The organism is Bradyrhizobium sp. HKCCYLS3077, assembly GCF_051167555.1.
Classification (GTDB): Bacteria; Pseudomonadota; Alphaproteobacteria; order Rhizobiales; family Xanthobacteraceae; genus Bradyrhizobium.
In genome coordinates this window covers 908,090-931,440 of the sequence record NZ_JBNPTH010000003.1, presented here as the reverse complement: position 1 = coordinate 931,440, position 23,351 = coordinate 908,090, and the positions used below count along the sequence as shown (strand labels likewise).

Genomic DNA, 23,351 nt, shown 5'->3' with positions numbered 1-23,351 from the left:
GTACAGAAGCAAGGGCCCGGCGATAGGACATGCAATTGGGATTGACAAACCAAGGCCCGTTACAGAAGCCCGGATGAGCGGAGCGACATCCGGGTTCAACGCCAGCGGCGCGTGAGACCCCGGATATCGCTGCGCTCATCCGCGCAACCTTAAACAAAAAGCCCGGACACGATCCGGGCTTTTTCCTTGCCGTTGAGCTGCTGGTTACGCCGCGCGCACCGCTTCGAGGAAATTGCCGACCTCGCGCTTGAGGCGGTTGGAGTCGCCGGCGAGCGATTTGGCCGAGGAGAGCACCTCGGAGGACGCCGAGCCGGTCTCGGTCGCCCCGCGCTGCACGTCGGTGATGTTCGACGAGACCTGCTGGGTGCCGTGCGCGGCCTGCTGCACGTTGCGGGAGATTTCCTGGGTCGCGGCCCCCTGCTCCTCGACCGCGGCGGCGATCGCCGCGCCGATCTCGGCCAGCCGCTCGATCGTCGTGCTGATTGCCTGGATCGCGGTGACCGATTCCTGCGTCGCCGTCTGCACGCCGGAGATCTGTTGCGAGATCTCGTCGGTGGCCTTCGCGGTCTGCTCGGCCAACGCCTTCACTTCGGTGGCGACGACCGCGAAGCCGCGCCCGGCCTCGCCGGCGCGGGCAGCCTCGATGGTGGCGTTGAGCGCCAGCAGGTTGGTCTGGCCGGCAATCGTGTTGATCAGTTCGACGACGTCGCCGATCCGCGCAGCCGCCTGCGACAGCTCGGCGACGCGGCTGTTGGTCTGGCGCACCTGCTGAACGGCGTCACCCGCCATGCGCGCGGAGGTCTGCACCTGCCGGCTGATCTCGTTGACCGAGGAGGACAGCTCCTCGGTCGCGGACGCCACCGACTGGACGTTGGCGGAGGCTTCCTCCGACGCCGCCGCGACCACCGTGCTGAGCTCCTTCGAGCGGTTCGCGGTGCTGGTCAGCGTATCGGCCGCGGTCTCGAGGCCAGACGCGGCCGACGACACGGTGTTGACGATGTCGGCGATCGTCGCCTCGAAATTGCGGGTCAGCGTGTCCAGCCGGCGGGCGCGATCGATCTGCGCCTGGGCATCGCGCTGCGCCGCCTCGTCCGACGCCTTCTTGGCGACCAGGGCATCCTTGAAGATCTTCAGCGCGCGCGCCATGGCACCGATCTCGTCCTTGCGGGTGTCGTTCGGGATCTCGGCGTCGAGCTCACCATTGGCGAGACGCAGGGTCACGCCGGTCAGGCCGACCAGCGGGCCGATGACGCCGCGGACGACACCGATGACCACAGCGACCGAAACGGCCGCGACCAGCAGAAGCACGCCGAGCGCAATGGACAGCCGCAGCCGCGCCGCGCCGATCGCCTGGTCGATCGACTGATGCGCCGTTTTCAGCGCCGCGTCGCGCAGTACGATGACATTGTTGAGCATCGGAGAGGTCCAGCGGCCCCACTCCTCGGCGGTGATCGGCGATGGCTGGGCGTCGCGCGCGGCGGTCACGATGGCGCGATAGCGGCGCTCTCCGTCACCCATCAAGGTCGAGCGGACATGTTCGAGGGCCGCGGAGACCTCCGGCGCATTGCGAACACTGCGGGCGGCCAGTTCGATCTGCTGCCACAGCAGGGTCACCTGCCCGCTATTTTCGGTCACATCGGCGAGACGGGCCGGCGTCCAGCTGGTGTTCTGGATGAAGAAGCGCAGCACCGCCGAGCGGGCGCCATTGATCGTGCGCATCGACTGCGACAGCTGCGCGAGCTGGGCGGATGGCAGAAGGTTCTCGACCTCCCCGCCGGACCGCGCCAACTCGATCGCCGTCTCGTCGATGGCAGCGCTGAGCGCGTCGGCCGCCCGGCCGAGGCCATCGGTCGTCGCGGCTTGGCTATTGGCGGGGCGCTGGGCCGCCGCAAGCTGCGCTGCGCCACGGCCTGCCGAGCGGACATCCTTCAAGGTCTGCATGGCGGCGTCGACATTCCGGGTCGGCAACCCTGCCACCTGCACCGCGCTCTTGGCCTGTGCGAGCGCCTCGTCCGTCGTCGCGATCGCCTTGTCGAGCTTGGCCATGTCCTCGGCCGACGCCGCTCCGGGTGCTCCGAGCACGTTCCACTGGCTGCGTTCGAGCGGGATCAGCGCGTTCACCTTCATCACCAGTTCGAAGGCATCGAGCACGCGCGCGGCCTGCTCACGCTTGCCGAGATCCCCCCAACTGCTCCAGGCGAGCATGCACGCGAAAGCCATGGCAAACACGCCGGTCAGCAGATTGCCGGCCAGGATCTTCCATTTGAGACTGACCGCTCCAGCCTCCCGGTGAACGGGATCGTTCTGCATCATCGCAAGGTCGGACATCGGTCATTCCCAATCGATCGCCGTCGGCCGCGTGGCGACCCGCATGGTCAGCCGGCGCGGACCGCGTCATCTTTGCCGCGTCCTCATCATTAAGAACGAATGACCACCAATCCCTTAAACCGTCTGGTTTTTGTGGTAATCGAATGCTGATTAGTTCGATGAACTTGACAGTTTCGAGGATCGTTCACCCGCCGCTACTCGGCGGCGGCCGTCGTTACAACTTCGGGATCGTGCACCACGACGCCGGACAGCGGATCGAACTCACCCTTCCAGGGCATCCGCTCCAGCACCGAGCGCGTATGCTGATAGCCGGCGCTCCAGCGCGCGGCGATGCCGCGCTCGCTGAAGTCGATATCCTTGGTGTGGTTCTCGCGATCGAGCTGCGGCGCCAGCAGCCTCACCACGTGCATCCTGGTCTGGCAGCCATAGCTCGCGAGCTCGCGCACGACCGGATCGTTGCGGACGGAGTCCGGCAGCCGCGCGGCCAGTTCCTTGATGATGTGGCGGAGCCGGTGGATCTGCTCCTGGCGGGCGATCTGGCTGCCCATTCGGCTCGCATATTGGACGTCCTTGTGACGGTTGAACACCTCCGCCATCGTCACCGGCTCGGTCCCTTCCGGATTCCACAGATTGACCGCGAAGATCAGCGAATCCCGGCGCGGATTGTCGTCGAACACGACCTCGGTCGGCGTGTTCGAAAGAATGCCGCCGTCCCAATAGAGTTCGCCGTCGATGCGGACGGCCGGAAACGCGGGCGGCAGCGCGCCGGACGCGAGGATGTGGCGGACGTCGAGCGTCCCTTCGCGGCTGTCGAAATAATGCATCCGGCTGGTCCGGACATGCGCGGCCCCGACCGTGACGCGGAGGCCACCGCCATTGAGCAGATCGAAATCGACCAGTTCCCGCAGCGTCTCGCGTAGCGGGGCGGTGGCGTAGTAGCCGGCCTGCTCGGCGCCGAGTGGAAACCCATCGCCGGCATGTGCCAGCGCGTTGGGCTTGAAGAACCCGGGAATGCCGTGGGTCAGGGTCGTCCAATAGGACAGCTTCTCGTCGAGATCCGGAAAGGCGGTGCGGAGGCCCCAGATCGGACGCGCGTGCATTCGCATCCAGAACTCCCGCAGCCGGGCCATCCGCTCCTGCACCGGACTGCCGGCGATCAGGGCGGCATTGATGGCGCCGATCGAGGTCCCGATCACCCAGTCCGGCTCGATGCCCGCCTCGCTCAGGGCCTGATAGACGCCAGCCTGGTAGGCGCCGAGCGCGCCGCCGCCCTGCAGCACGAGGACCACCTGCCCAGGAAGCGTGCTGCGATCGATCGTCGCGCGCGTCGTGTCGCCGCCCTCGGCCAAATCTGCGGCCATGTCTGCCTCTTCATCCGCGTGAACTCTTGGCCTGTTCGCAAGGCCCGCGGCATTGTTACGACAGGGGCCGTCGATGCGACAGTGTCAGCGTTCGCGGGGATGGTAAGGGGATCACGACCTCGAAGGGGCAGCCTCCGGCTGAGCCGGGGCGGCCGGCTCATCATCATCGGCAATAGCGCGCCAGGCGGCGCCTTCGAGGTCCTCATACTGGCCGCTCTTCAGCGACCAGAGGAAGCCGACCAGTCCGGCCAGACCGAGCGCCAGCGCCAGCGGCACCAGGATGATCATCACTTCCATGACGCGGCCTCCTCGCGGACCTTGCGGGCCCGCAGCGCGTTCAGCATCACCAGGATCGACGAGCCCGACATCGCGGCCGCCGCAATCAGCGGCGTGACGACGCCGCTGATTGCCAAAGGCACCGCGAAGACGTTGTAGAGCACCGCGAGCCACAGATTCTGCCGCATCAGATGCAGCGCCTTGCGGGCGTAGTCGATCGCAGCCAGCACCGGCGCGAGTGGGCGGCCGAGGAAGACGAGATCGGCGGTGGCCTGGCTGAGATGCGCGGCCGAGATCGGCGACATCGAGACATGGGCGGCGGCCAGCGACGGCGCATCGTTCATGCCGTCGCCGACCATCATCACCTTGACGCCCGCCCGCTTGAGCTCCTCCACGCGCGCGATCTTGTCGGCCGGCGTCACGCCGGCGCGCCAGTCGGTGATGCCCAGCGCCTTCGCGGCGGCGGCAACGGCCGCCTCGCGATCGCCCGAGAGGATCTCGACCTTGATGCCGCGGCGCTGCAGGCCGGCGACGATCCTGGCGGCATCGGGACGCAGACCCTGCCGCACGGAGAACAGGTACTTCTGATCGCCACGGCTGAACGCGACGACGGAGGCCTCGGGATCGACATACGCCGTGAGCAGCGCCTCGGCGCCGCAGAATGCCGGGCGTCCCAGCCTGATCTCGACGCCGTCGACGATGGCGCGGACGCCCTGCCCGGGCTCCTCGGTCGCACCCATCAGCGGCGAACGGGCCTGCGCGGCCTGAGCCACCGCCGCGGCGACCGGGTGATGACTTGACAGCGCGAGCTGGCCCGCGAGCGCGAAGACATCCGCCGGGATATCAGCCGCGTTGACCACTTCGAGCTCGGGCAATGTCAGCGTGCCCGTCTTGTCGAAGATGACGTGATCGGCCTCGGCCAGGCGCTCTATCGCGTCGCCGGCATTGAGCAGCACGCCGGACTTGAACATCGCGCCGGAGGCGACCGTCTGCACGGTCGGAATGGCAAGGCCGAGCGCGCAGGGACAGGTGATGATCAGCACGGCGATGCCGGTGACGATGGCATCGTGCCAGCTCGCGCCGGCGAGCGCCCAACCCAGCACAGTGAGCGCTGCGGTGGCATGCACCACCGGCGCATAGAGCCGCGAGGCGCGGTCGGCGAGACGCATGTAGCGCGAGCGGGCCTGCAGCGCGGTGTCGAGCAGGCGCGTGATCTCGGCGAGCAAGGTGCCTTCCGCCGCGGCCGAGACGCGCACACGCAGCGTGCCGGAAATGTTGAGCGAGCCGGCATAGACCGCGGTGCCCTGCTCGGCCGGCACATAGAGCGTCTCGCCGGTGATCAGGCTCTGGTCGATCTCGGAGCGGCCCTCGACCACGACGCCATCGACGGCGCAGCGCTCGCCGGGCCGCAGCAGCACGAGGTCGCCGGCGCGGACGGCGGCGACCGGGACCTCGGAGATTTCGTCCGCGCCGATGAACTTGGTCGCGGTCTCCGCCTTCAGGGCGGCGAGATTGCCGGCGACGGCGCGGGTCCGCCGCCGCATGTTCTGGTCGAGATAACGGCCGACCAGCAGGAAGGTCAGCAGCATGATCGCGGCGTCGAAATAAGCGTGCTCGGCGTGATGAAAGGTCTCGACGATCGACATGCCCAACGCCAGGATCACGCCGATGCAGATCGGCACGTCCATGTTGACGTTGCCGGTCTTCAAGGCGCGCCACGCCGAGCGGAAGAACGGCTGGCCGGCATAGGCTGCGGCCGGCAGCGCGATCAGCGCCGACAGCCAATGAAAGAAGTCGCGCTGCTCTGGCAGCATGTCGCTGACGTTGCCCGACCACACCGGGATCGACAGCATCATCACGTTCATGGTCGCGAACGCCGCGACACCGAGGCAGCGCAGCAGGAAGCGCGATTCCTCGGCCTCGGTCGCCTCCGCGCTCGCCTTCTCGAACGGATAGGCCTTGTAGCCGAGCTCGGCCAGGCGATCGATGAACTTGGCCGGATCGAGCGTGCCCTGCTTCCACTCCAGCGCGACGCGGCGGTCGGTGAGATTGACACGCGCCAGCGTCACATCCGGCAATGCCGACAGCCCGCGCTCGATCTTGGCCATGCAGCCGGCGCAGCTGACACCTTCGACCGCGAGGTCGATATGCTTCAGGCCGGCGCCGAGATCCTTGACGTAATGGGAGAAGTCACGCGTCACGTGCATGATCGAAACATCCTTCAGTTCAGCAGCACGCGGTTCTTGGACATGAACAGCCGCCGGCCGCTGGAATCGCCTTCGAGCACGAGATCCCACTGCCCCGGCGCGATCGCTTCCGCCGTGCCGCGATAGATCCCGATGCCGACCTCGGCCAGATCGACCTGCTGATCGGCGCGCTTGTCGGCGGGGCGCTCGAGCCGGCCCTGGAAGGTCAGGCCGGAGACCGGATTGCCGCTCGCGTCACGCGCATTGACCTGCACCACGGCCGCCCCGCTGGCGCCGCGCTCGATATGCGCCTCGACCTTCCAGCGCCGTGCGTCCTGATCGCGCGCCGCCGCGATCTCCTTCTCGTAGCCGAGGCTCGCGCTGTAGGCGCTGTCGACGTCGGTCCCGGGCAAGGTCGAGATCGCCATCTTCATCATGTAGACGTTGACGCCGATCACGAGCCCGAAGAAGCCGATCAGCATCGCGAGCACCATGCGTCCGGTCAGCTGGAAGGACGGTTGGGAACGGCTGGCCATGGACGGGCTCCTTCGATCTTACGGGCTGACGAAATTGTCGGTGGCGGAGGCGACGACGCCGAGGCCGATATCGGTGATGTGGAACTTCACCGGGATCGACTTCTCCGGATTGCTCTCCTCCGGCGCGGTCACCAGGAGCCGCAGCTCCTCGGTCTGGTCGCGGCCGATCACGATCATCGGGCGATCAGGCGTCACGGAGTCGGCGCCGACGACGTGGACGGTCGAGTTCACCGGCCCCTCGATGTCGATGGCGATGACGCGGTCGAAGCCGTGCTTGTTGAGCACGCGCACGGTGTAGGCGTTGCGGATCGAGCCGTCGGACAGCTTGATCGCAATCGGGTTGCGATCATGCAGGACGTTGACGTCGAGCAGTGAGCGGGTCGCGAGCTTGTAGACCATCGCGCCGCCGACCACCGCGATGATCGCGGCATAGGTGACGGTGCGCGCGCGCACGAGCTTGTAGATCGGCGCCTTGCCTTCCTGGCGGCGGTGGATGTTGATGTCGTTGTCATAGCCGATCAGCCGCGTCGGACGGCCGATCTTGGTCATGACGGTGTCGCAGGCGTCGATGCACAGGCCGCACTGGATGCAGTCCATCTGCGCGCCGTCGCGGATGTCGATGCCGGTCGGACACACCGCGACGCATTGCTTGCAGTCGATGCAATCGCCGGCCGGCTGGCCGAGCGCGCGCAGCTCGGCGGCCTTCTTGACCGACATGCGGTTCTCGCCGCGGTCGTAGCGATAGGTGACGTTGAGCGCCCATTCGTCGGTCAGCGCCGCCTGGATGCGCGGCCACGGGCACATGTAGACGCAGACCTGCTCGCGCATGAAGCCGGCGAGCGTGTAGGTCGTGGCGGTCAGGATCGCGATCCAGATATAGGCCAGCGGCGGCCCCTGGAAGGTGACGAGCTCCTTCACCAGGGTCGGCGCGTCGCTGAAGTAGAGCACCCAGGCGCCGCCGGTCCACCAGGCGATCATCAGCCAGATCGAATGCTTGAGGACGAGCTCGGAGATCCGTTCCAGCTTCATCGGGTCGCTGGAGGCGTCCTTCTTCATCCGCTCGCGGCGGTCGCCCTCGATCAGGCGCTCCACGGCGTAGAACAGGTCGGTCCAGACTGTCTGCGGACAGAGGTAGCCGCACCAGATGCGGCCGCCGATCGCGTTCATGAGGAACAGGCCGATCGCGGCGATGATCAGCAGGCCGGTGAAATAATACACCTCCTGCGGCCACAGCTCGATGAAGAAGAAATAGAAGCGATGATTGGGGAAGTCGATCAGCACCGCCTGATCCGGCGCGCCGAGACCGCGATTCCAGCGCACGAACGGCAGGAAGTAATAGACGCCGAGACAGAAGCCCATCAGGCCCCATTTGATCCGGCGGAAGGTGCCCGAGACGCTCTGCGGATAGACCTTCTTGGTGGGCGCGTACAGCGGACCGTAATCGTCCACCGGCTGCGCCTCTTGAGGCTTCAGGTCGTCGGGTTTTACCGTCTGGTTCATCGCTGGGGTCTTCTCGCAGTTGCGGCCGAAGGTATGCCCACCTCCGGCCGCTCAGTTGATCCAGCTCAATTGGAAGGAAAGTTCCGTTGGATTTCCGTTACTTTCCTCCGCCCAGCGAATGGACATAGACGGCCATCGCCTTGATCGTGGTCGGGTCGAGACGGCCCTCCCAGGCCGGCATGACACCGGCGCGGCCATTGGTGATGGTCTCGATCAGGGTCGCCTCGTCCGAGCCGTACAGCCAGATCTTGTCCGTGAGGTTGGGCGCGCCGACCTCCGGATTGCCCTTGGCGTTGTCGCCATGGCACGCCGCGCAGTTCTCGGCGAAGATCTTGGCGCCGGCCTTGGCGTCATAGCCTTGCCGCGTGGGCAGGCCGGCCAATTCGCGGACGTAGTTGGCGACCGTTACAATCTCCGCCGGCTTCAGGACACCGTCCTTGCCGAAGGCGAGCATCTGGCCCTCGCGGGTCTTCGGATGACCTGAGCGGATGCCGTACAGCAGGGTCTGCTGGATCTGCTCCAGCGAGCCGCCCCACAGCCAGTCGTCGTCGTTCAGGTTCGGAAAACCCTTGGCGCCGGCCGCACCCGTGCCGTGGCAGGCGGCGCAATTGTCGCCGAACACGGTCTTACCCTTGGCACGGGCCAGGGCCAGCATCGCCGGATCCTTTTCGATGTCGGCGAGCGAGGCGGTCGCGAGCGCCGCCATCTTGGCGCCGCGGATCTTCTCGAGATTGGCGAGCTCGACCGCGACGTCCGCGCGGGACGAGTAGCCGAACAGGCCCGTCGTGTTGCTGGTGATGGTCGGCCAGGCCGGATACACGATCCAGTAGCCGATCGCCCAGACGATGGTGATGTAGAAGGTGATCACCCACCACCGCGGCAGCGGGGTGTTGAGCTCCTTGATGCCGTCCCAGGCGTGGCCCGTGGTGGCGGTGCCGGAGACGCTGTCGACTTCGTTGTGGTCAGCCATGTTGAATTACTCCTCCCGCAACGGCATGCTCGCCGCCTCGTCGAAAGCGGCCTTGTTGCGAGGCCAGAGGGCATAGGTCACGATCGCGATGAAGATCGCGACAAAGATCGGGGTCCACAGCGTCGTCACGAGTGACGACGCGATGTTCTCGACTGCAAGGATGGGCTTCATGATGTCAGGCTCCCGATCTCAGCGCAGATTGGCTTTTTCGTTGTAGATCTTGAAGTCGACCAGGGTGCCGAGCATCTGCAGATACGCGACCAGCGCATCCATTTCCGTCGGCGCCCCCGCCTTGCCGTCGAAGTTGCGCACCACCGCCTTCGGATAGCGCTTGGTGAGCGCCTCCGCGCCGGCATTGTCCGGATCGACCTGCGCCTTCAGATCGGCAGCGGCGTTGGCGATCTGGTCCTCGGTGTAGGGCACGCCCACGGCCCGCAACGTCTTCAGATGGTCGGCGACGTTGTCGGCGTTCAGCTCGGTCTCCTTCAGGAAGGGATAGCCGGGCATGATCGACTGCGGAACGATGGCGCGCGGGTTGGTCAGATGGGTGACGTGCCAGTCGTCGGAATACTTGTTGCCGACGCGGGCGAGGTCAGGCCCCGTGCGCTTGGAGCCCCACTGGAACGGGTGGTCGTACATGCTCTCCGCGGCGAGCGAGAAGTGGCCGTAGCGCTCCACTTCGTCACGCAGCGGACGCACCATCTGCGAGTGGCAGAGATAGCAGCCCTCGCGGACATAGATGTTGCGGCCGGCCAGCTCCAGCGGCGTGTAGGGACGCACGCCGTCGACCGCCTCGATCGTGCTCTTCAGGTAGAAGAGCGGAGTGATCTCGACGAGGCCGCCGATCGCGACCACCAGCAGGATGCCGATGATCAGGATGATCGAGTTCTTCTCGAAGACTTGGTGTCGTTGCCAGAATGACATGGTTGGATACCTCACTCCGCCGGCTGAAGGGCGACGGGGGACTGAACCTCTTCCTCACCGACACGGACCGTCATCCAGAGATTGTAGGCCATGATGAGTGAGCCGATCAGGAACAGCGCGCCACCGGCGGCACGGATGATGTAGAAGGGGTGCATCGCCTCGACGGTCTCGATGAACGAGTATTCGAGAAAGCCGAGCGCCGTGTAGGACCGCCACATCAGACCCTGCAGGATGCCCGAGACCCACATCGCGGAGATGTAGAGCACGATGCCGAGCGTGGCCGTCCAGAAGTGCCAGTTCACCAGCTTGAGGCTGTAGAGACCCTTACGGTTCCAGATCCACGGCACGAGGCAGTACAGCGCGCCGAAGGAGACGAAGCCGACCCAGCCGAGCGCACCGGAGTGCACGTGACCGATGGTCCAGTCGGTGTAGTGGCTGAGCGAGTTGACCACCTTGATCGACATCATCGGACCTTCGAAGGTCGACATGCCGTAGAAGGCGACCGAGACGACCAGCATGCGCAGCACCGGGTCAGTCCGCAGCTTGTCCCACGCCCCCGACAGGGTCATCAGGCCGTTGATCATGCCGCCCCAGGAGGGCATCCACAGCATGATCGAGAAGGTCATGCCGAGCGTCTGCGTCCAGTCCGGCAGCGCCGTGTAGTGCAGATGGTGCGGGCCGGCCCAGATGTAGAGGAAGATCAGCGCCCAGAAGTGGATGATCGACAGCCGGTAGGAATAGACCGGACGCTCCGCCCGCTTCGGGATGAAGTAGTACATGATGGCGAGGAAGCCGGCGGTCAGGAAGAAGCCGACCGCGTTGTGGCCGTACCACCACTGGAACATCGCATCCTGCACGCCGCCCCAGGCGATGTAGGACTTCGAGCCGAAGAACGACACCGGAAGCGCCGGGTTGTTGCCGAGATGCAGCACGGCGATCGTGACGATGAAGGCCAGATAGAACCAGTTCGCCACGAAGATGTGCGGCTCCTTGCGCTTGATGACCGTCACCAGGAAGACCAGCAGATAGACCACCCAGACGATCGTCAGCCAGAGATCGGAGTACCACTCCGGCTCGGCGTACTCCTTGCCCTCGGTGACGCCCAGCAGATAGCCGGTGCCCGCGATCAGGATGAAGAAGTTGTAGCCGACCACCACGAACCACGGAGCGAGGTCACCGGCGAGGCGGACGCGGCAGGTGCGCTGCACGACGTAGAACGACGTCGCCAGCAGCACGTTGCCGCCGAACGCGAAGATCACCGCCGAGGTATGCAGCGGCCGCAGGCGGCCGAAGCTGGTCCAGGGCAGATCGAAGTTCAGCGCCGGCCAGGCGAGCTGCGAGGCGATGATGAGGCCGACGGCGAAGCCGGCGATGCCCCAGAACATCGCCATGAAGGAGGCGAACTTGATCGGCCCGAGATTGTAGTAGGGCCGGCCGTTGATCTCCTGCGGCGGCAGGTCGCCGCGCTCGAAGTAGCGGTTGAGGATGAAGAAGACGGACGCCGCGCTGGCGGCAGCCGCGAGCGAGGCGTGAAACGCGAAGGCCGTATCCAGTGCCTTCGCCGCAGCGAAGACGCACAAGAAGGCGGTGACGGCGAAAATGAGCGATAGCCCACTCTCACCGATGGTCATGGATTTTGTTGATGAGGACGCGCTCATGCGGAATCTCGCTGAAAGAACACGAGCCCAGCAACCATAATCGCCCACACGTGGAATTGATCGAAATCAACCTTGCGACCCGTTCGCCGCCAATCACCCAGGATGTTGCCGAAATCAGCGCGGTTCCGAGGTGAGATGACGAGTGCAGCCGAGCCGCCCGAACTCGCCTGTGCACATCTTCGCTGCGGGGGGATTCCGCCTCGCCCCGCTTGCGGGGAGAGGTCGGATTGCATCGAAGATGCAATCCGGGTGCGGGGGATTCTCGGCGGAGTCGGTGGATGTGGCTGCCCCTCACCCCAACCCTCTCCCCGTGAAGGACGGGGAGAGGGAGCGCACCGTTTGTGCCTTCAAGAGCCCGAATCCAACTTTGAAGATGTTTGCTCAAACAAGGCTACAGATCCCGAGAGAAGACGAGAACGACCAAGCTCGCAGATGGGACATCTGCGAGCCGGGCCGATCAAACATTGGTATGCGACGCGAAACAGGTCGCCGCGCTCAGTCCTTGGCGGCCGCGGCAAGCGCCCGCACGATATCCTCGCGGGCGACGATCCCGACCACCCTGTTCTCGGCATCTGTTACGGGAAGGCTGCGGATGCGGTGCTCGACCATCAGCTGAAGCACGCGCGTGAGCTTCGTATCCGGGCGGACATAGATGAACTCCGACGTCATCACGTCCGCCACCGTCCGGTTCATCAGATCGGCATAGCGCGGCAGCATCTGGTTCGGCGTGAAGGCGAAGCACTTCAGCACGTCGAACTTGGTGACGATGCCGATGACCTCGTCGTTCTCGACGACGGGGTAGGTGTTGAAATCGTCGCGATCGAACATATCGCCGAGCTCGCGGATCGTCGTTTCCCGGGTCACGGTGGTGACGTTCCGCGTCATGCAGCTGCCGGCGGTTTCCTCGAGGAATCTGTACAAGGCGGCAATCCTGTTCTCGGATGGAGCGGGTGAAAACCTCAATGCGACAGCAGCACGCAACGTTCGGTGCGCGTCATCAGATGCTCGGTGACGCCACCGAGCACGAACTCGCGGAATCGCGAATGGCCATAGGCGCCAGCGACGACGAGCCCGGCCGACAGATCGGCGGCGACGGCGTCGAGCCTGGCCGTGACGCTGCGCCCCTGCCCCGCCTCCTCGACGCGCGCGGATGCGACGATCTCGTGACGCTTGAGCCAGCCGATCACATCCTCGAGGCGCGCCTCGCAGGCATCATATTCGGAGGCATTTTCCAGGATCTCGGCCACGACCACGTTGCTGGCCTTCGCCAGCAGCGGCAACGAATCGGCCAGCGCCCGGCGCGCCTCCGGCGTCTCCTTCCAGGCCACCAGCACCGTATCGAGATCGAGCCAGCTCGCAGTGTCGGGCACCGCGAGCAGCGGCCGTCCGGCCTGCATCACGAGATCCTTGGGGCTGGCGACCGCGAACGCATCGGAGACGCCGGTCGGAGCGCAGCCGGTGACCAGGATGTCAGCCGCGCGGGCCTGGGCCAGCGTGTAGCGGGCGGGGAAATCCAGCGCGCTGCGCCAGCCCAAGGGGGCGGCGCGGTCGCCGATCGTCGCGCGGAATTGCCGCTCCAGCTCCGCGAGCCGGTTCTGGAGCCCGGCCTCGCCCTGCTCGATCAGGTCCTGCGCCTGCTCGCCGGTCGTGAAATAGAGCGGCGGCGTGAATTCGCCCGCCGCCACGCCGATGACGCCTGCGCCAAAGCGGGCCGCGAGATCGCCTGCGACCTGAAGGCGGGCCTCATTCGGCTGGCTGAGCGCAAGACTCACCATGACAGTCGCGAGCGTCATCCCGCCTCTCCACACGTTGCTTCCATGCCGCTCTTAGAGGTGAAAACACCGGCCGTGATGAGATAGATCAATATGCCGCGATGGAACCGTCGCGCAGACCGGGCCTGGAACCGGCGAAAATCGGAGAAAGCCTTGAATTGTCGAACCAAAGTTTAAGCCGGCCGGGGTTGAAACAATCCAATCTGGTATAGGATGAGACGGTGGCCGGCCCCGGCTGCGACATCAACGGCGAATCGATCGAAGGCTCACAAGTGCGCGGCGTCACCCAACCTTTCCCGGACGCATCCGTCAGGCCCGAGGACGCCCGGGCGCTGGGGTTCGGCGCGTGGGATCTCGACCTCGCCTCCGGGGCGTTCTACTGGTCGGTGACGACGCGGAAGCTGTTCGGGGTCACGGCCGACGAGCCGGTGAGCTATGGCCTGTTCCTGTCCCTGCTGGCCGCACGGGACCGCGCTCCGGTCGAGGCGGCGATCGAGCATGCGCGCCACCAGGGCACCGGGTTCGACATGTCGTTCCAGGTCTCCGGCGGCGGCCACTGGATCCGGGTGCTCGCCGGCGTGGTCCCCGACGAAACCGGCAAGCCGCGGCATCTGCGCGGCATCGCGCTCGACATCGACCAGGAAAAGCAGCTCGAAGAGGCGCTGCGGCTGCGCGAGCAGCACTTCCGCTCGATCCTGGACACCGTGCCCGACGCGATGATCGTGATCGACGGCGGTGGCATCATCCAGTTCTTCAGCGCCGCGGCCGAGCGGATGTTCGGCTATTCGGAGGAAGAGGCCGTCGGCCTCGACGTCAGCGAGCTGATGCCGGAGCCGGACCGCTCACGCCATTCCTCCTACCTGACGCGCTATCACGGCACCCGCGAGCGCCACATCATCGGCATCGGCCGCATCGTGACCGGACGCCGCCGCGACGGCACGACCTTCCCGATGCATCTGTCGATCGGCGAAATGCAGTCCGGCGGCAAGCCCTATTTCACCGGCTTCGCCCATGATCTCACCGAGCACCAGCAGACCCAGGCGCGATTGCGCGAATTGCAGTCGGAGCTGGTCCACGTGTCCCGGCTCAGCGCCATGGGCGAGATGGCCTCGGCGCTGGCGCATGAGCTGAACCAGCCGCTCGCCGCGATCAGCAACTACATGAAGGGCTCGCGACGGCTGCTGGCCGGCAGCAGCGATCCGAACACGGCAAAGATCGAGAGCGCGATGGACCGGGCCGCCGAGCAGGCGATCCGCGCCGGCCAGATCATCCGCCGCCTGCGCGACTTCGTCTCGCGCGGCGAATCGGAGAAGCGGGTCGAGAGCCTGTCCAAGCTGATCGAGGAGGCCGGCGCGCTGGGCCTTGCCGGCGCGCGCGAACAGAACGTGCAGCTGCGCTTCCAGCTCAATCCCGAAGCCGATCTGGTGCTCGCGGACCGGGTCCAGATCCAGCAGGTGCTGGTCAATCTGTTCCGCAACGCGCTCGAGGCCATGTCGCATTCCGAGCGCCGCCAGCTCACGGCGACGAATCGGCGGGTCAGCGACGACTTGATCGAGGTCGCCGTGTCCGATACGGGGACGGGGTTCCCCGACGACGTCATGCCCAATCTTTTCAAGACCTTCTTCACCACCAAGGACACCGGCATGGGCGTCGGCCTCTCGATCAGCCGGTCGATCATCGAGGCTCATGGCGGGCGCATGTGGGCCGAGAACAACGAGGCAGGCGGCGCGACCTTCCGCTTCACCCTGCCCGGCGCCCCAACCAAGGTTGAGCAAGATGGCTGAACGGGCCAAGGTCTATGTGATCGACGACGACGAGGCGATGCGGGACTCGCTCAACTTCCTGCTTGATTCCTCGGGCTTCGACGTCACGCTGTTCGAGAACGCGCAGAGCTTCCTCGACCGGCTGTCGACGCTGAGCTTCGGCTGCATCGTCTCCGATGTGCGGATGCCGGGGATCGACGGCATCGAGCTGCTCAAGCGCATGAAGGCCGCCGGCAGCAGCTTTCCGATCCTGGTGATGACCGGCCATGGCGACGTGCCGCTCGCGGTCGAAGCCATGAAGCTCGGCGCGGTGGACTTTCTCGAAAAGCCGTTCGAGGACGAGCGCCTCGTTGCGATGATCGAGACGGCGATTCAACAGGCGGCGCCGGCCGCGAAGAACGAGCAGGTCACGCAGGACATTCTCGGCCGCATCGCGAGCCTGAGCCCGCGCGAGCGCCAGGTGATGGACGGTCTGATGGCCGGGCTCTCCAACAAGCTGATCGCGCGCGAATACGACATCAGCCCGCGCACCATCGAGGTTTACCGCGCGAACGTCATGACCAAGATGGGCGCGAGCAGTCTCTCGGAGCTGGTGCGTCTGGCGATGCGCGCGGGCGCTTTGAAGGATTGAGCTAGATCAAGCGCGCTTGACAGATTCGGGTGTTATGTTGCGCCTTGGTTCAACATCACATTCGCGCGGCACGTGCCATGTCGGTTCACGCCAAACCCAAGGTCTACGTCGCCGACGACGATGCTGACGTCCTCGGCTCGTTGCGTTTCCTGCTGGAGGCCGACGGCTTCGACGTCCGCACCTTCCGCAGTGGTACCGCCTTGCTGAAGGCATCGACCCAGGCGCCGGTCGACTGCTTCGTGGTCGATTACAAGATGCCGGAGCTGAACGGAGTCGAGCTCACGGAAAGGTTGCGCAAGCTGGGCGCGACCGCGCCGGTGGTGCTGATCACGGGGCATTATGACGACCGGCTGGAGGCCCGGGCGGCAGCGGTGGGCATCCAGGATTTCCTGCTCAAGCCGTTGCTCGACGATAATCTGGTCAAGCGCATCCGCAAGGCGATCGCCAGCGACCATTCGGCTACCGCCCAGCGCGTCTCCTGACCGGCCGGTTACGTACATCTACGTAAGGGAACCCCCTTAAGATAACGGCCCAAATGTCCTTAACGGGAGGCGCCGTGTACCACATCGCCATCCGCCGCAAGGAGATGGTCATGCTCAATCAGTCGCTTACCCACTCGGTCGTCACCCCCAGCGCCACTGCCGTCTCCTCTCCTGCCGCCAACCCCTTTGCCGAGATCACCGGCCATGCCGGGCTCATCGCCAGCGAGTTCTCCTACAAGAAGGACGAGGAGATCTATGGCGAGGACGAGCCGGCCGAGTACGTCTACCAGGTGATCTCCGGCGCCGTGCGCAGCTACAAGCTGCTCTCCGACGGCCGCCGCCAGATCGGCGCCTTCCATCTTCCCGGCGACGTCTTCGGCCTCGAATTCGGCTCCGCCCACCGCCTTGCCGCTGAAGCCATCATCGACACCACCGTGCGCCTGGTGAAGCGCCGCAGCCTCGAACAGGCCGCCGGCACCGACGTCGCCGTCGCCCGCAAGCTCTGGACCATGACGGCCCACGATCTGCGCCACGCCGAGGACCACATGCTGCTGCTGGGCCGCAAGACCGCGATGGAGCGCGTCGCGACCTTCCTGCTGGAGATGGACCGCCGCCTCGCGGTGGCCGGCATGATGGCGCTGCCGATGTGCCGCCGCGATATCGGCGACTATCTCGGCCTGACGCTGGAAACGGTGTCGCGCGCGCTGTCGCAGCTGCACAGCCAGGGCGTTCTCGGCTTCTCCGGCGCCCGCCAGATCGTGTTGCGCAACCGTCAGCGCCTGCGCAGCATGGACGCCTGAGCGACGCCCGTTACGCCCTGCGAACGCGCTGCCCCGTTTCCGGCATCAGCAGCGCGATCAGAACGAGGCCTGTCAGCGCCACGCCGGACAGGCCCATGAAGGCGGCGACGCTGCCGTAGCGGTCGCTGGCAAAGCCGGCGATCACGGTCGACAATGATCCGCCGATTCCCGACGCTGTCCCGACGATTCCCTGCGCCAGATTGAAGTGGCCGCTGCCGAAGGCGACGTCGGCCACCGTCAGTGGGATCATTACGGCGAACACGGCGGCGGTGATGCCGTCAAAGATCTGTACCGCGACCAAGATGTAGGGATCGTGCACGACCGCGAACAGTGCGCCGCGGACGGCGAGCGCGGCGAATCCCAGCATCAGCAGCGGCCGCCTTCCCCATTGTTGCGCCACCGCCCCGACCGACGGCGAGGTCAGGGCCACGATCGCCTGCGGCACCACGATGCAGAACGCGATCAGCATCGGCGCCCATTCGCTCGATTTCGTCGTCACCACGCCGGCCATCAGCGGCAGCATCGCGGCGTTCGCGAGTTGCAGCAGGAACACGCCGAGCGCGAACACCAGCAGCGCACGCTGTCGCAGCAGGCCGAGCAGGCTCGACAGCCGCGCGACCTCCTTGTCCTCCTGATCCGCGCGGCCATGCGCGCGCGCGATGTCGATCTCGCTTTCGCGGATGCGCGACAGCGCGATCAGCGTCGGAAAAGCGAGGATGAAGGTGACGAGAAACACCGCGCGGCTGGAGAGCAGGTAGCCGCAAGTGCCCATCACCGCCGCCGCGACGCCGTTGCCGAGCGAGGCGAAGCGCGCGTTGCGGCCGAGTCGTTCGGCCATGCCGCGCGGCCCGACCAGGCCGAGGCTGATCGCGGCAATCGCCGGTCCCAGCACGCAGCTCGCGGCCGCATGCAGCATGGCTGCGCCGGCGACCACCGGAAAGATCGGCCAGACGGCGTAAGCGAGCGCGCAGCAGCCGATGTTCGCAATGGCAAGGCCGGCGACGCGCCGCTCGGATTTCGCGGCATCAATGATCGCGCCGCCCGGCATCTGTCCGATCAGCCCGACGATGCCGCCGATCGACAGCACCAGTCCGATCTGCGCCTGCGTCCATTTCTGTGTCGTCAGATACACTGCGATGAACGGACCAAAGCCGGTCTGGACATCCGCGAGGAAGAAGATGAACCAGTCGAGCCCGCGCAGGCTCTGCTTGGAGGGCGAAGGCCTCGCGGCCGGGCCGTGGTCCTGCACCTCGTCCGCGCGCACGTCCGCCGCCGCGCGCTCCGGCGCGGGGTCCCGATCAGATGATCTCGACGGCCGTGCAATCGGCATGATCTCGACGCTTCAAGTCAGGGCTTGCTGGACAAACACTCCCGCCATGCCCCGGTCGCTGTGCGGCCCGGAGTGGCGGCCTCACTCATCAACTCAATGATCGAAATCCCAGGGAGACAGCTTGCCGGCCGCGCCGAGCACGACGACCGGCTTGTCTTCCTTGTATTCAGGCGCGGCCTTCACCTGTTCCTTGGTGAGGTCGAGCGTGACCTGGTCGCTCTTGTCAGCGATGTGCTTGAAATCGAGCGCGGTCCAATCCACCACGATCTTGCGGCTGCCGACGCCGAGGAAGCCGCCGAAATCGATCACCGCCGCACGCACCGTGCCGGTGAGATCGACGATCACATCGACGATGTGCCCCATGTCCTCGCCGGTCGAACTGCGCACGTCGCGCCCAAGCACGCCATGTGCATCGCGTGCGCCGAGGATGGTCACCGACGGCGGCGGCGCGGGCTCCTTGACGGGAGCCGGCGTTTCCTTGGCCGTTGGAGCCGGCGAGGCCTGTTGTGCCCAGCCAAAAGAAGGCTGAACCGCAATCAGCAGCATCGGCAGACCCACGATGACGCGTCGCCACGCTTGTCGTGCACTCCTCGTCATTGCGCCAGCACCAGCGAGACCTGGATCTGCCCGCGCCGACGCAGCACCTCCATGGAGACGTCCTCGCCGTGACGGCGGATGCGCAGATCGATCGCCGAGCCGCCGAGCCGGAGATCGCGCAGCACGACCCAGTCGAGGAAGGCCGGCAGCCGCGGATTGCGCAGCCGGATCTCGCCGCGCGCGGCGTCGAACTCGAGCCCGAGCGCCGCCTCCAGCAAGGTGAACGGCGTCGCGCTCGCCCAGGCCTGCGGCGCGCAGGCCACGGGATAGAGCGTGGGGCCGCGATGCTTCTCACGCCGGAAGCCGCAGAACAGCTCCGGCAGCCGGCGCAGATCCATGTAGGACGCGGCCTCGAACAGGCCTCGGAACACCTGCTCCACGGCATGCTTGAGGCCGTAGCGCGACAGGCCGAGCGCGATCAGCGCGTTGTCGTGCGGCCAGATCGAGCCGTCATGATAGGACATCGGATTGTAGCGCGCTTCTCCGTAAGCGACCGTGCGGATGCCCCAGCCCGAGAAGAAATGCGGCCGCAGCAGGTCGGCCGCGACCTTGCGGGCGCGGTCCTCGCGCACCATGCCGCTGAACAGCAGCTGACCCGCATTGGACGTGCGCACCCGGCACGGCTGCTTGTTGCCGTCCAGCGCCAGCGCATAGGTGTTGAGCTCCTCGCACCAGAAGGCTTCCTCGAAGCGCTTGGCCAGATCGGCCGCCTCGGCATCGAGCCGGTCGGCCATCTCGGTCTTGCCGAGCCGCCGCGCGCAACGCGCCGCGAGCTGCTTGCCGGCGAAGACATAGCCCTGGACCTCGGCGAGCGCGATGTAGCCCTCGGCGAGACGGCCGTCGGCGTGGAACACCGCGTCGTAGGAATCCTTCCAGCCCTGGTTGGCGAGGCCCTGCTCGGAGGCGCGCTGATACTCGACGAAGCCGTCACGATCGGGATCGCCGGGTCCGTCGATCCAACTGAGTCCCAGTTCGATCGCCGGCCACAGTTCCTTCAGGGTGTCGAGATCGCCGGTGCGCTCGACATAGAGGCCGGCCAGCAGCACGAACAGCGGCGTGGAATCGACGCTGCCGTAGTAGCAGGCGAACGGAACCTCGCGCAGCGCCGCCATCTCGCCGCCGCGCATCTCATGCAGGATCTTGCCGGGCTCGGCGTCGGCGAGCGGATCGGTCCGCTGCGCCTGGTACACGGCGAGCCGGCGCAGCACGCCGCGCGCGATGCGCGGATCGACCCACAGCATCTGCATCGCCGTGATCAGCCCGTCGCGGCCGAACGTCGTCGAATACCAGGGAATGCCGGCATAGGGGTAGCGCCCCTGCGGCGTATCCGTCATGAGGATATTGAGATCGGCGGCCGCCTGGCACAGCACCTCGTTGAGGATGTCGTTGGAGGTTTCGATGCTGGTCGCGCCCTGCGTGCAGCGGCGCATCTCGCGGCGGTGCGCGAGCAGGCTGCGGAAGAACCGGCCTGGCTGCTCGCCGGCCGCGGCGTTGCAGCTCACCGCGACGAACAGCGAGGTCGATTGCTGCGGCTCCAGATCGAAATGATAGGTCGCGACATCGACCGACAGCCGCGTCGGACGCGGATCGAAATGCAGCGCGGTCGTGCGCGTCGCGCCGTCGAGGCCGCGATAGTCGAGCATCACGTCGGAGGAGCTCATCAGCTTGCCCGACCCGGCGCCGCGCCGCGGCCGGACGCTGCCGCGCACCTCGAACAGATCCGCGAAATCATTGTCGAAGGTCAGCTTGAGATCGAAACTGGCGCGCCGGTCGCCATGGTTCTGCACGCCGATGCGCTGGTAGGCGGTGCCGCGCCAGAGAAAGATCGTGCGCACGATGTGCAGCATGTCCTTCGGCAGCACCAGCCGGCCCTGCTCGTAGATATCGGGATTCGTCAGGTCGATGGTCAGGGACGAATTGTCGTCGCGCAGGCTCGATCCGAGCAGCAGCGGCTGCACCTCGTCGAGGGTCAGCTCGAGCCGCGCCAGATAGCGCGTATCCGCGTTGAACAGGCCGTCCGGGCCGCCGGCGGAGGCGCCGATGTCGCCATGGCCATCGAGCACGATGAAGGTGTCGTCGTGCTTGAGGGACCGCCGCGGCCGCGCCGCGGGTCCGGTCATCGGGATGTAGAACGGCTGCTCGGCGGGCTCATCGGCCCGCGCGATCGACGTGAGTGAGGTTGCGACTTCAGCCGACATTTTGACCTCGTGCGAAGTTGGAGTGATCACGCGACCGGGGGCAAGCAAGGTCGCGACGCGACGCAACGATCAGGCGGCGAACGTGGCGAGCCGATTCATTTCCTGGGTGACGAGTTCCCGATAAGGACCCTCGCCCTGCATCAGCCGGTCAGGCGCACCGTCCTCGATGATCCTGCCCGATTTCAGGACCACGACGCGGTCAAAATTGCGCAAGGTCGCCAGCCGGTGCGCGATCGCGATCACGGTCCGGCCACGCATCAGCCGGCTCAGCGCCTCGCGGATCGCCTCCTCGGATTCGCTGTCGAGCGCGGCCGTGGCCTCGTCGAGCAGCAGGATCGGCGCGTCCTTGAGGAAGGCGCGCGCGATCGCGATGCGCTGGCGCTGGCCCCCCGACAGCTTCACGCCGCGATCGCCGACCATGGTCTGCAAACCCTCGGGCAGCGTCTCGACGAAGTCGCAGCGCGCCGATATCGCCGCGCGCAGCACCTCGTCGTCGGTCGCGCTCGGCCGGCCGTAGCGGATGTTCTCGAGGATCGAGCGATGGAACAGCGAGATGTCCTGCGGCACCACCGAAATCGCCTCACGCAGGCTCTGCTGCGTGACCCTGGCGATGTCCTGGCCGTCGATCTCGATGTGTCCCGCCTGCGGGTCGTAGAACCGCTGCAGCAAAGTGAACAGGCTGGACTTGCCGCCGCCGGACTGGCCGACCAGCCCGACACGCTGACCCGGCAGCAGGCGCAGCGTGAAGTTCTCGAACAGTTTGTTGCCGCCCGGATAGTGAAAGGTGATGTCGTTGAAGGCAATGGCGGCGCCGCTCTTGACCAGCGGCTCGGCCTCGGGATGATCGCGCAGCTCATGCGGCTGCAGCAGCGTGGCGATGGCCTCGCTCATGCGCGCGACATGTTGCGTCACATCGACCAGGGCGACTGCGAGATCGCGCGTCGCGTTGAGGATGCACAGGCCGAGTGTGCACACCAGCACGACGTCGCCCGTGGTCGCCCCGCCCCGTTGCCACATCGAGATCGCCCAGGCCATCAGCGCGACGGTGAGCACGATGGTGACCGTCGCGTGCAGGATCCGCAGCTTTTCCAGATAGCGGAGGCTGCGTCCGCGCGCTTCGAGTTCCTTGTCCACGGTCGCATCGAACCGGTCGTGCTCGTGGCGCAGGCCGCAGAACGCGCGCACCAGCGGCATGTTCGAGATCACGTCGACCATCTCGCCGTCGACCATCGCCGCCTTGTCGGCGAAATCATCATGCAGCGGCTTGCCGGCCGACGCCAGGCGGAACATGGCCAGGACCATCATGGCCGCGATCAGCAGTAGCGCGCCGGCCATCGGGCCACTCACGGTTCCAATCAGCAGAATCGCCGCAACCGTCGCCAGGCAGGGCGGCAGCACGTTCCAGACGAACATGTTCTCGACCGTGAACACGGCGTTCGAGGTGGCGGTGATGCGGCTCGACAACATGCCGGGCAGCCGATCACCGAAATAGCTCGGCGAATGGCCGGTGAGATGACGGAAGATGTCGCGCCGGAGATCGCCGGTGACGCTCACGAAGGTGAAGCTCGCGATCCAGCTGGCGACGCGCCAGAGGACGTTGTCGGTTGCGATCAGCGCCATCAGCAGGATGAATGCGGCCCACACATTGCCGCTGCCGCGGGGACCGGCCGACAGGCTGTCGACCAGGAACTTGACTCCGTATTGCGTGCCTACCGAACAGGCAACTGCACCGACAACAGACAACAAGATGATGAGATGCGCCGTCGGCCGCTTGCGCAGATAGCGCATGACGAATGGGAACGGCCGGTGCGCGTAGCCTGATAGCTGATCCATGTTTGTCCTGTGCGACTGTTGCGACACCTGTTGCGGCCAGATGAACGATGAACGGTTTCTTCTGTTCCGCGCCGCAACAGCAGTGGCGCTCTGTCAACTTCGCATGAGCGCTGGTCGGCAGAGCTGAAGATGCCAGATGGCAGCAATGAGGTCGGTGGGAACACGTTGTGTCGAAGAAAGAGTGATCGCAAGCGCCGGAACTTCGC

Annotated in this window: 20 protein-coding genes; 4 read left to right on the top strand and 16 right to left on the bottom strand. The window is 66.0% G+C overall.

What is annotated here, in order from left to right:
• Positions 1–204: 204 nt before the first annotated feature.
• The 12 genes from ACQR0Z_RS16225 to ACQR0Z_RS16170 all read right to left on the bottom strand — a co-directional run bounded on the left by ACQR0Z_RS16225 (position 205) and on the right by ACQR0Z_RS16170 (position 13,532).
• On the bottom strand, positions 205–2,328 hold the full coding sequence (locus tag ACQR0Z_RS16225) for a methyl-accepting chemotaxis protein (RefSeq protein ID WP_434919294.1): 2,124 nt from the start codon (positions 2,326–2,328) through the stop codon (positions 205–207).
• Between the two features lie 194 nt (positions 2,329–2,522).
• Entirely contained in the window at positions 2,523–3,689 is a 1,167-nt protein-coding gene (locus ACQR0Z_RS16220; protein WP_434919293.1) for a DUF3734 domain-containing protein, read from the bottom strand.
• 111 nt (positions 3,690–3,800) lie between these two features.
• Positions 3,801–3,986, bottom strand: coding sequence for a cbb3-type cytochrome oxidase assembly protein CcoS (gene ccoS, locus ACQR0Z_RS16215; protein WP_434856602.1), 186 nt, complete (start codon positions 3,984–3,986; stop codon positions 3,801–3,803).
• Positions 3,977–6,172: a cation-translocating P-type ATPase gene (locus tag ACQR0Z_RS16210; RefSeq protein WP_434919292.1), complete on the bottom strand. Its 2,196-nt coding sequence runs from the start codon at positions 6,170–6,172 to the stop codon at positions 3,977–3,979. The genes ccoS and ACQR0Z_RS16210 overlap by 10 nt, the downstream gene beginning before the upstream one ends.
• Positions 6,173–6,186: 14 nt before the next feature.
• Complete coding sequence (locus tag ACQR0Z_RS16205) at positions 6,187–6,687, bottom strand: FixH family protein (RefSeq protein WP_434856604.1); 501 nt, start codon at positions 6,685–6,687, stop codon at positions 6,187–6,189.
• An 18-nt stretch (positions 6,688–6,705) separates the two neighbouring features.
• Positions 6,706–8,187, bottom strand: a complete 1,482-nt coding sequence (ccoG, locus tag ACQR0Z_RS16200) for a cytochrome c oxidase accessory protein CcoG (RefSeq protein ID WP_434919291.1) — start codon at positions 8,185–8,187, stop codon at positions 6,706–6,708.
• A 97-nt stretch (positions 8,188–8,284) separates the two neighbouring features.
• Positions 8,285–9,157, bottom strand: a complete 873-nt coding sequence (ccoP, locus tag ACQR0Z_RS16195) for a cytochrome-c oxidase, cbb3-type subunit III (RefSeq protein WP_434856606.1) — start codon at positions 9,155–9,157, stop codon at positions 8,285–8,287.
• Between the two features lie 6 nt (positions 9,158–9,163).
• A complete protein-coding gene (locus ACQR0Z_RS16190) occupies positions 9,164–9,328 on the bottom strand; it encodes a CcoQ/FixQ family Cbb3-type cytochrome c oxidase assembly chaperone (RefSeq protein WP_035639721.1) in 165 nt (54 codons plus the stop codon).
• A gap of 18 nt (positions 9,329–9,346) precedes the next feature.
• Positions 9,347–10,081: a cytochrome-c oxidase, cbb3-type subunit II gene (gene ccoO / locus ACQR0Z_RS16185; protein ID WP_434919290.1), complete on the bottom strand. Its 735-nt coding sequence runs from the start codon at positions 10,079–10,081 to the stop codon at positions 9,347–9,349.
• Positions 10,082–10,092: 11 nt separating this feature from the next.
• Complete coding sequence (gene ccoN, locus ACQR0Z_RS16180; RefSeq protein WP_434919289.1) at positions 10,093–11,739, bottom strand: cytochrome-c oxidase, cbb3-type subunit I; 1,647 nt, start codon at positions 11,737–11,739, stop codon at positions 10,093–10,095.
• A gap of 495 nt (positions 11,740–12,234) precedes the next feature.
• Positions 12,235–12,660: a CBS domain-containing protein gene (locus ACQR0Z_RS16175; RefSeq protein WP_434919288.1), complete on the bottom strand. Its 426-nt coding sequence runs from the start codon at positions 12,658–12,660 to the stop codon at positions 12,235–12,237.
• A 38-nt stretch (positions 12,661–12,698) separates the two neighbouring features.
• Entirely contained in the window at positions 12,699–13,532 is an 834-nt protein-coding gene (locus tag ACQR0Z_RS16170) for a universal stress protein (protein ID WP_434919287.1), read from the bottom strand.
• A gap of 251 nt (positions 13,533–13,783) precedes the next feature.
• On the opposite strand from ACQR0Z_RS16170, the gene fixL reads away from it, so the two are divergent.
• From fixL to ACQR0Z_RS16150, 4 genes are all read left to right on the top strand, one after another.
• Positions 13,784–15,295 (top strand): sensor protein FixL, encoded by a 1,512-nt coding sequence (fixL, locus tag ACQR0Z_RS16165; protein WP_434919330.1) that lies wholly within the window; start codon positions 13,784–13,786, stop codon positions 15,293–15,295.
• Positions 15,288–15,905 carry a response regulator FixJ gene (gene fixJ, locus ACQR0Z_RS16160; RefSeq protein WP_434919286.1) on the top strand — a complete coding sequence of 206 codons (618 nt, stop codon included), beginning with the start codon at positions 15,288–15,290 and terminating at the stop codon, positions 15,903–15,905. The genes fixL and fixJ overlap by 8 nt, the downstream gene beginning before the upstream one ends.
• Before the next feature lie 77 nt (positions 15,906–15,982).
• A complete protein-coding gene (locus ACQR0Z_RS16155) occupies positions 15,983–16,387 on the top strand; it encodes a response regulator (RefSeq protein WP_434919285.1) in 405 nt (134 codons plus the stop codon).
• 110 nt (positions 16,388–16,497) lie between these two features.
• On the top strand, positions 16,498–17,187 hold the full coding sequence (locus tag ACQR0Z_RS16150; protein WP_434919329.1) for a helix-turn-helix domain-containing protein: 690 nt from the start codon (positions 16,498–16,500) through the stop codon (positions 17,185–17,187).
• Positions 17,188–17,197: 10 nt separating this feature from the next.
• Here ACQR0Z_RS16150 and ACQR0Z_RS16145 read toward each other — a convergent pair whose 3' ends face one another.
• The 4 genes from ACQR0Z_RS16145 to ACQR0Z_RS16130 all read right to left on the bottom strand — a co-directional run bounded on the left by ACQR0Z_RS16145 (position 17,198) and on the right by ACQR0Z_RS16130 (position 23,145).
• Positions 17,198–18,517, bottom strand: coding sequence for an MFS transporter (locus tag ACQR0Z_RS16145; protein ID WP_434919284.1), 1,320 nt, complete (start codon positions 18,515–18,517; stop codon positions 17,198–17,200).
• Between the two features lie 93 nt (positions 18,518–18,610).
• Positions 18,611–19,063, bottom strand: coding sequence for a PRC-barrel domain-containing protein (locus ACQR0Z_RS16140; RefSeq protein ID WP_434919283.1), 453 nt, complete (start codon positions 19,061–19,063; stop codon positions 18,611–18,613).
• Positions 19,064–19,110: 47 nt separating this feature from the next.
• Positions 19,111–21,312, bottom strand: a complete 2,202-nt coding sequence (locus ACQR0Z_RS16135) for an amylo-alpha-1,6-glucosidase (RefSeq protein WP_434919282.1) — start codon at positions 21,310–21,312, stop codon at positions 19,111–19,113.
• A gap of 69 nt (positions 21,313–21,381) precedes the next feature.
• Positions 21,382–23,145, bottom strand: coding sequence for an ABC transporter ATP-binding protein (locus tag ACQR0Z_RS16130; protein ID WP_434919281.1), 1,764 nt, complete (start codon positions 23,143–23,145; stop codon positions 21,382–21,384).
• Positions 23,146–23,351 lie beyond the last annotated feature (206 nt).

Bases quoted from the DNA above. Each gene is read 5' to 3' on its own strand.
- ACQR0Z_RS16225 (WP_434919294.1), bottom strand. From the start codon at position 2,328: ATGTCCGACCTTGCGATGATGCAGAACGATCCCGTTCACCGGGAGGCT.
- ACQR0Z_RS16220 (WP_434919293.1), bottom strand. From the start codon at position 3,689: ATGGCCGCAGATTTGGCCGAGGGCGGCGACACGACGCGCGCGACGATC.
- ccoS (WP_434856602.1), bottom strand. From the start codon at position 3,986: ATGGAAGTGATGATCATCCTGGTGCCGCTGGCGCTGGCGCTCGGTCTG.
- ACQR0Z_RS16210 (WP_434919292.1), bottom strand. From the start codon at position 6,172: ATGCACGTGACGCGTGACTTCTCCCATTACGTCAAGGATCTCGGCGCC.
- ACQR0Z_RS16205 (WP_434856604.1), bottom strand. From the start codon at position 6,687: ATGGCCAGCCGTTCCCAACCGTCCTTCCAGCTGACCGGACGCATGGTG.
- ccoG (WP_434919291.1), bottom strand. From the start codon at position 8,187: ATGAACCAGACGGTAAAACCCGACGACCTGAAGCCTCAAGAGGCGCAG.
- ccoP (WP_434856606.1), bottom strand. From the start codon at position 9,157: ATGGCTGACCACAACGAAGTCGACAGCGTCTCCGGCACCGCCACCACG.
- ACQR0Z_RS16190 (WP_035639721.1), bottom strand. From the start codon at position 9,328: ATGAAGCCCATCCTTGCAGTCGAGAACATCGCGTCGTCACTCGTGACG.
- ccoO (WP_434919290.1), bottom strand. From the start codon at position 10,081: ATGTCATTCTGGCAACGACACCAAGTCTTCGAGAAGAACTCGATCATC.
- ccoN (WP_434919289.1), bottom strand. From the start codon at position 11,739: ATGAGCGCGTCCTCATCAACAAAATCCATGACCATCGGTGAGAGTGGG.
- ACQR0Z_RS16170 (WP_434919287.1), bottom strand. From the start codon at position 13,532: ATGACGCTCGCGACTGTCATGGTGAGTCTTGCGCTCAGCCAGCCGAAT.
- fixJ (WP_434919286.1), top strand. From the start codon at position 15,288: ATGGCTGAACGGGCCAAGGTCTATGTGATCGACGACGACGAGGCGATG.
- ACQR0Z_RS16155 (WP_434919285.1), top strand. From the start codon at position 15,983: ATGTCGGTTCACGCCAAACCCAAGGTCTACGTCGCCGACGACGATGCT.
- ACQR0Z_RS16150 (WP_434919329.1), top strand. From the start codon at position 16,498: ATGCTCAATCAGTCGCTTACCCACTCGGTCGTCACCCCCAGCGCCACT.
- ACQR0Z_RS16145 (WP_434919284.1), bottom strand. From the start codon at position 18,517: ATGCCGATTGCACGGCCGTCGAGATCATCTGATCGGGACCCCGCGCCG.
- ACQR0Z_RS16140 (WP_434919283.1), bottom strand. From the start codon at position 19,063: ATGCTGCTGATTGCGGTTCAGCCTTCTTTTGGCTGGGCACAACAGGCC.
- ACQR0Z_RS16135 (WP_434919282.1), bottom strand. From the start codon at position 21,312: ATGTCGGCTGAAGTCGCAACCTCACTCACGTCGATCGCGCGGGCCGAT.
- ACQR0Z_RS16130 (WP_434919281.1), bottom strand. From the start codon at position 23,145: ATGGATCAGCTATCAGGCTACGCGCACCGGCCGTTCCCATTCGTCATG.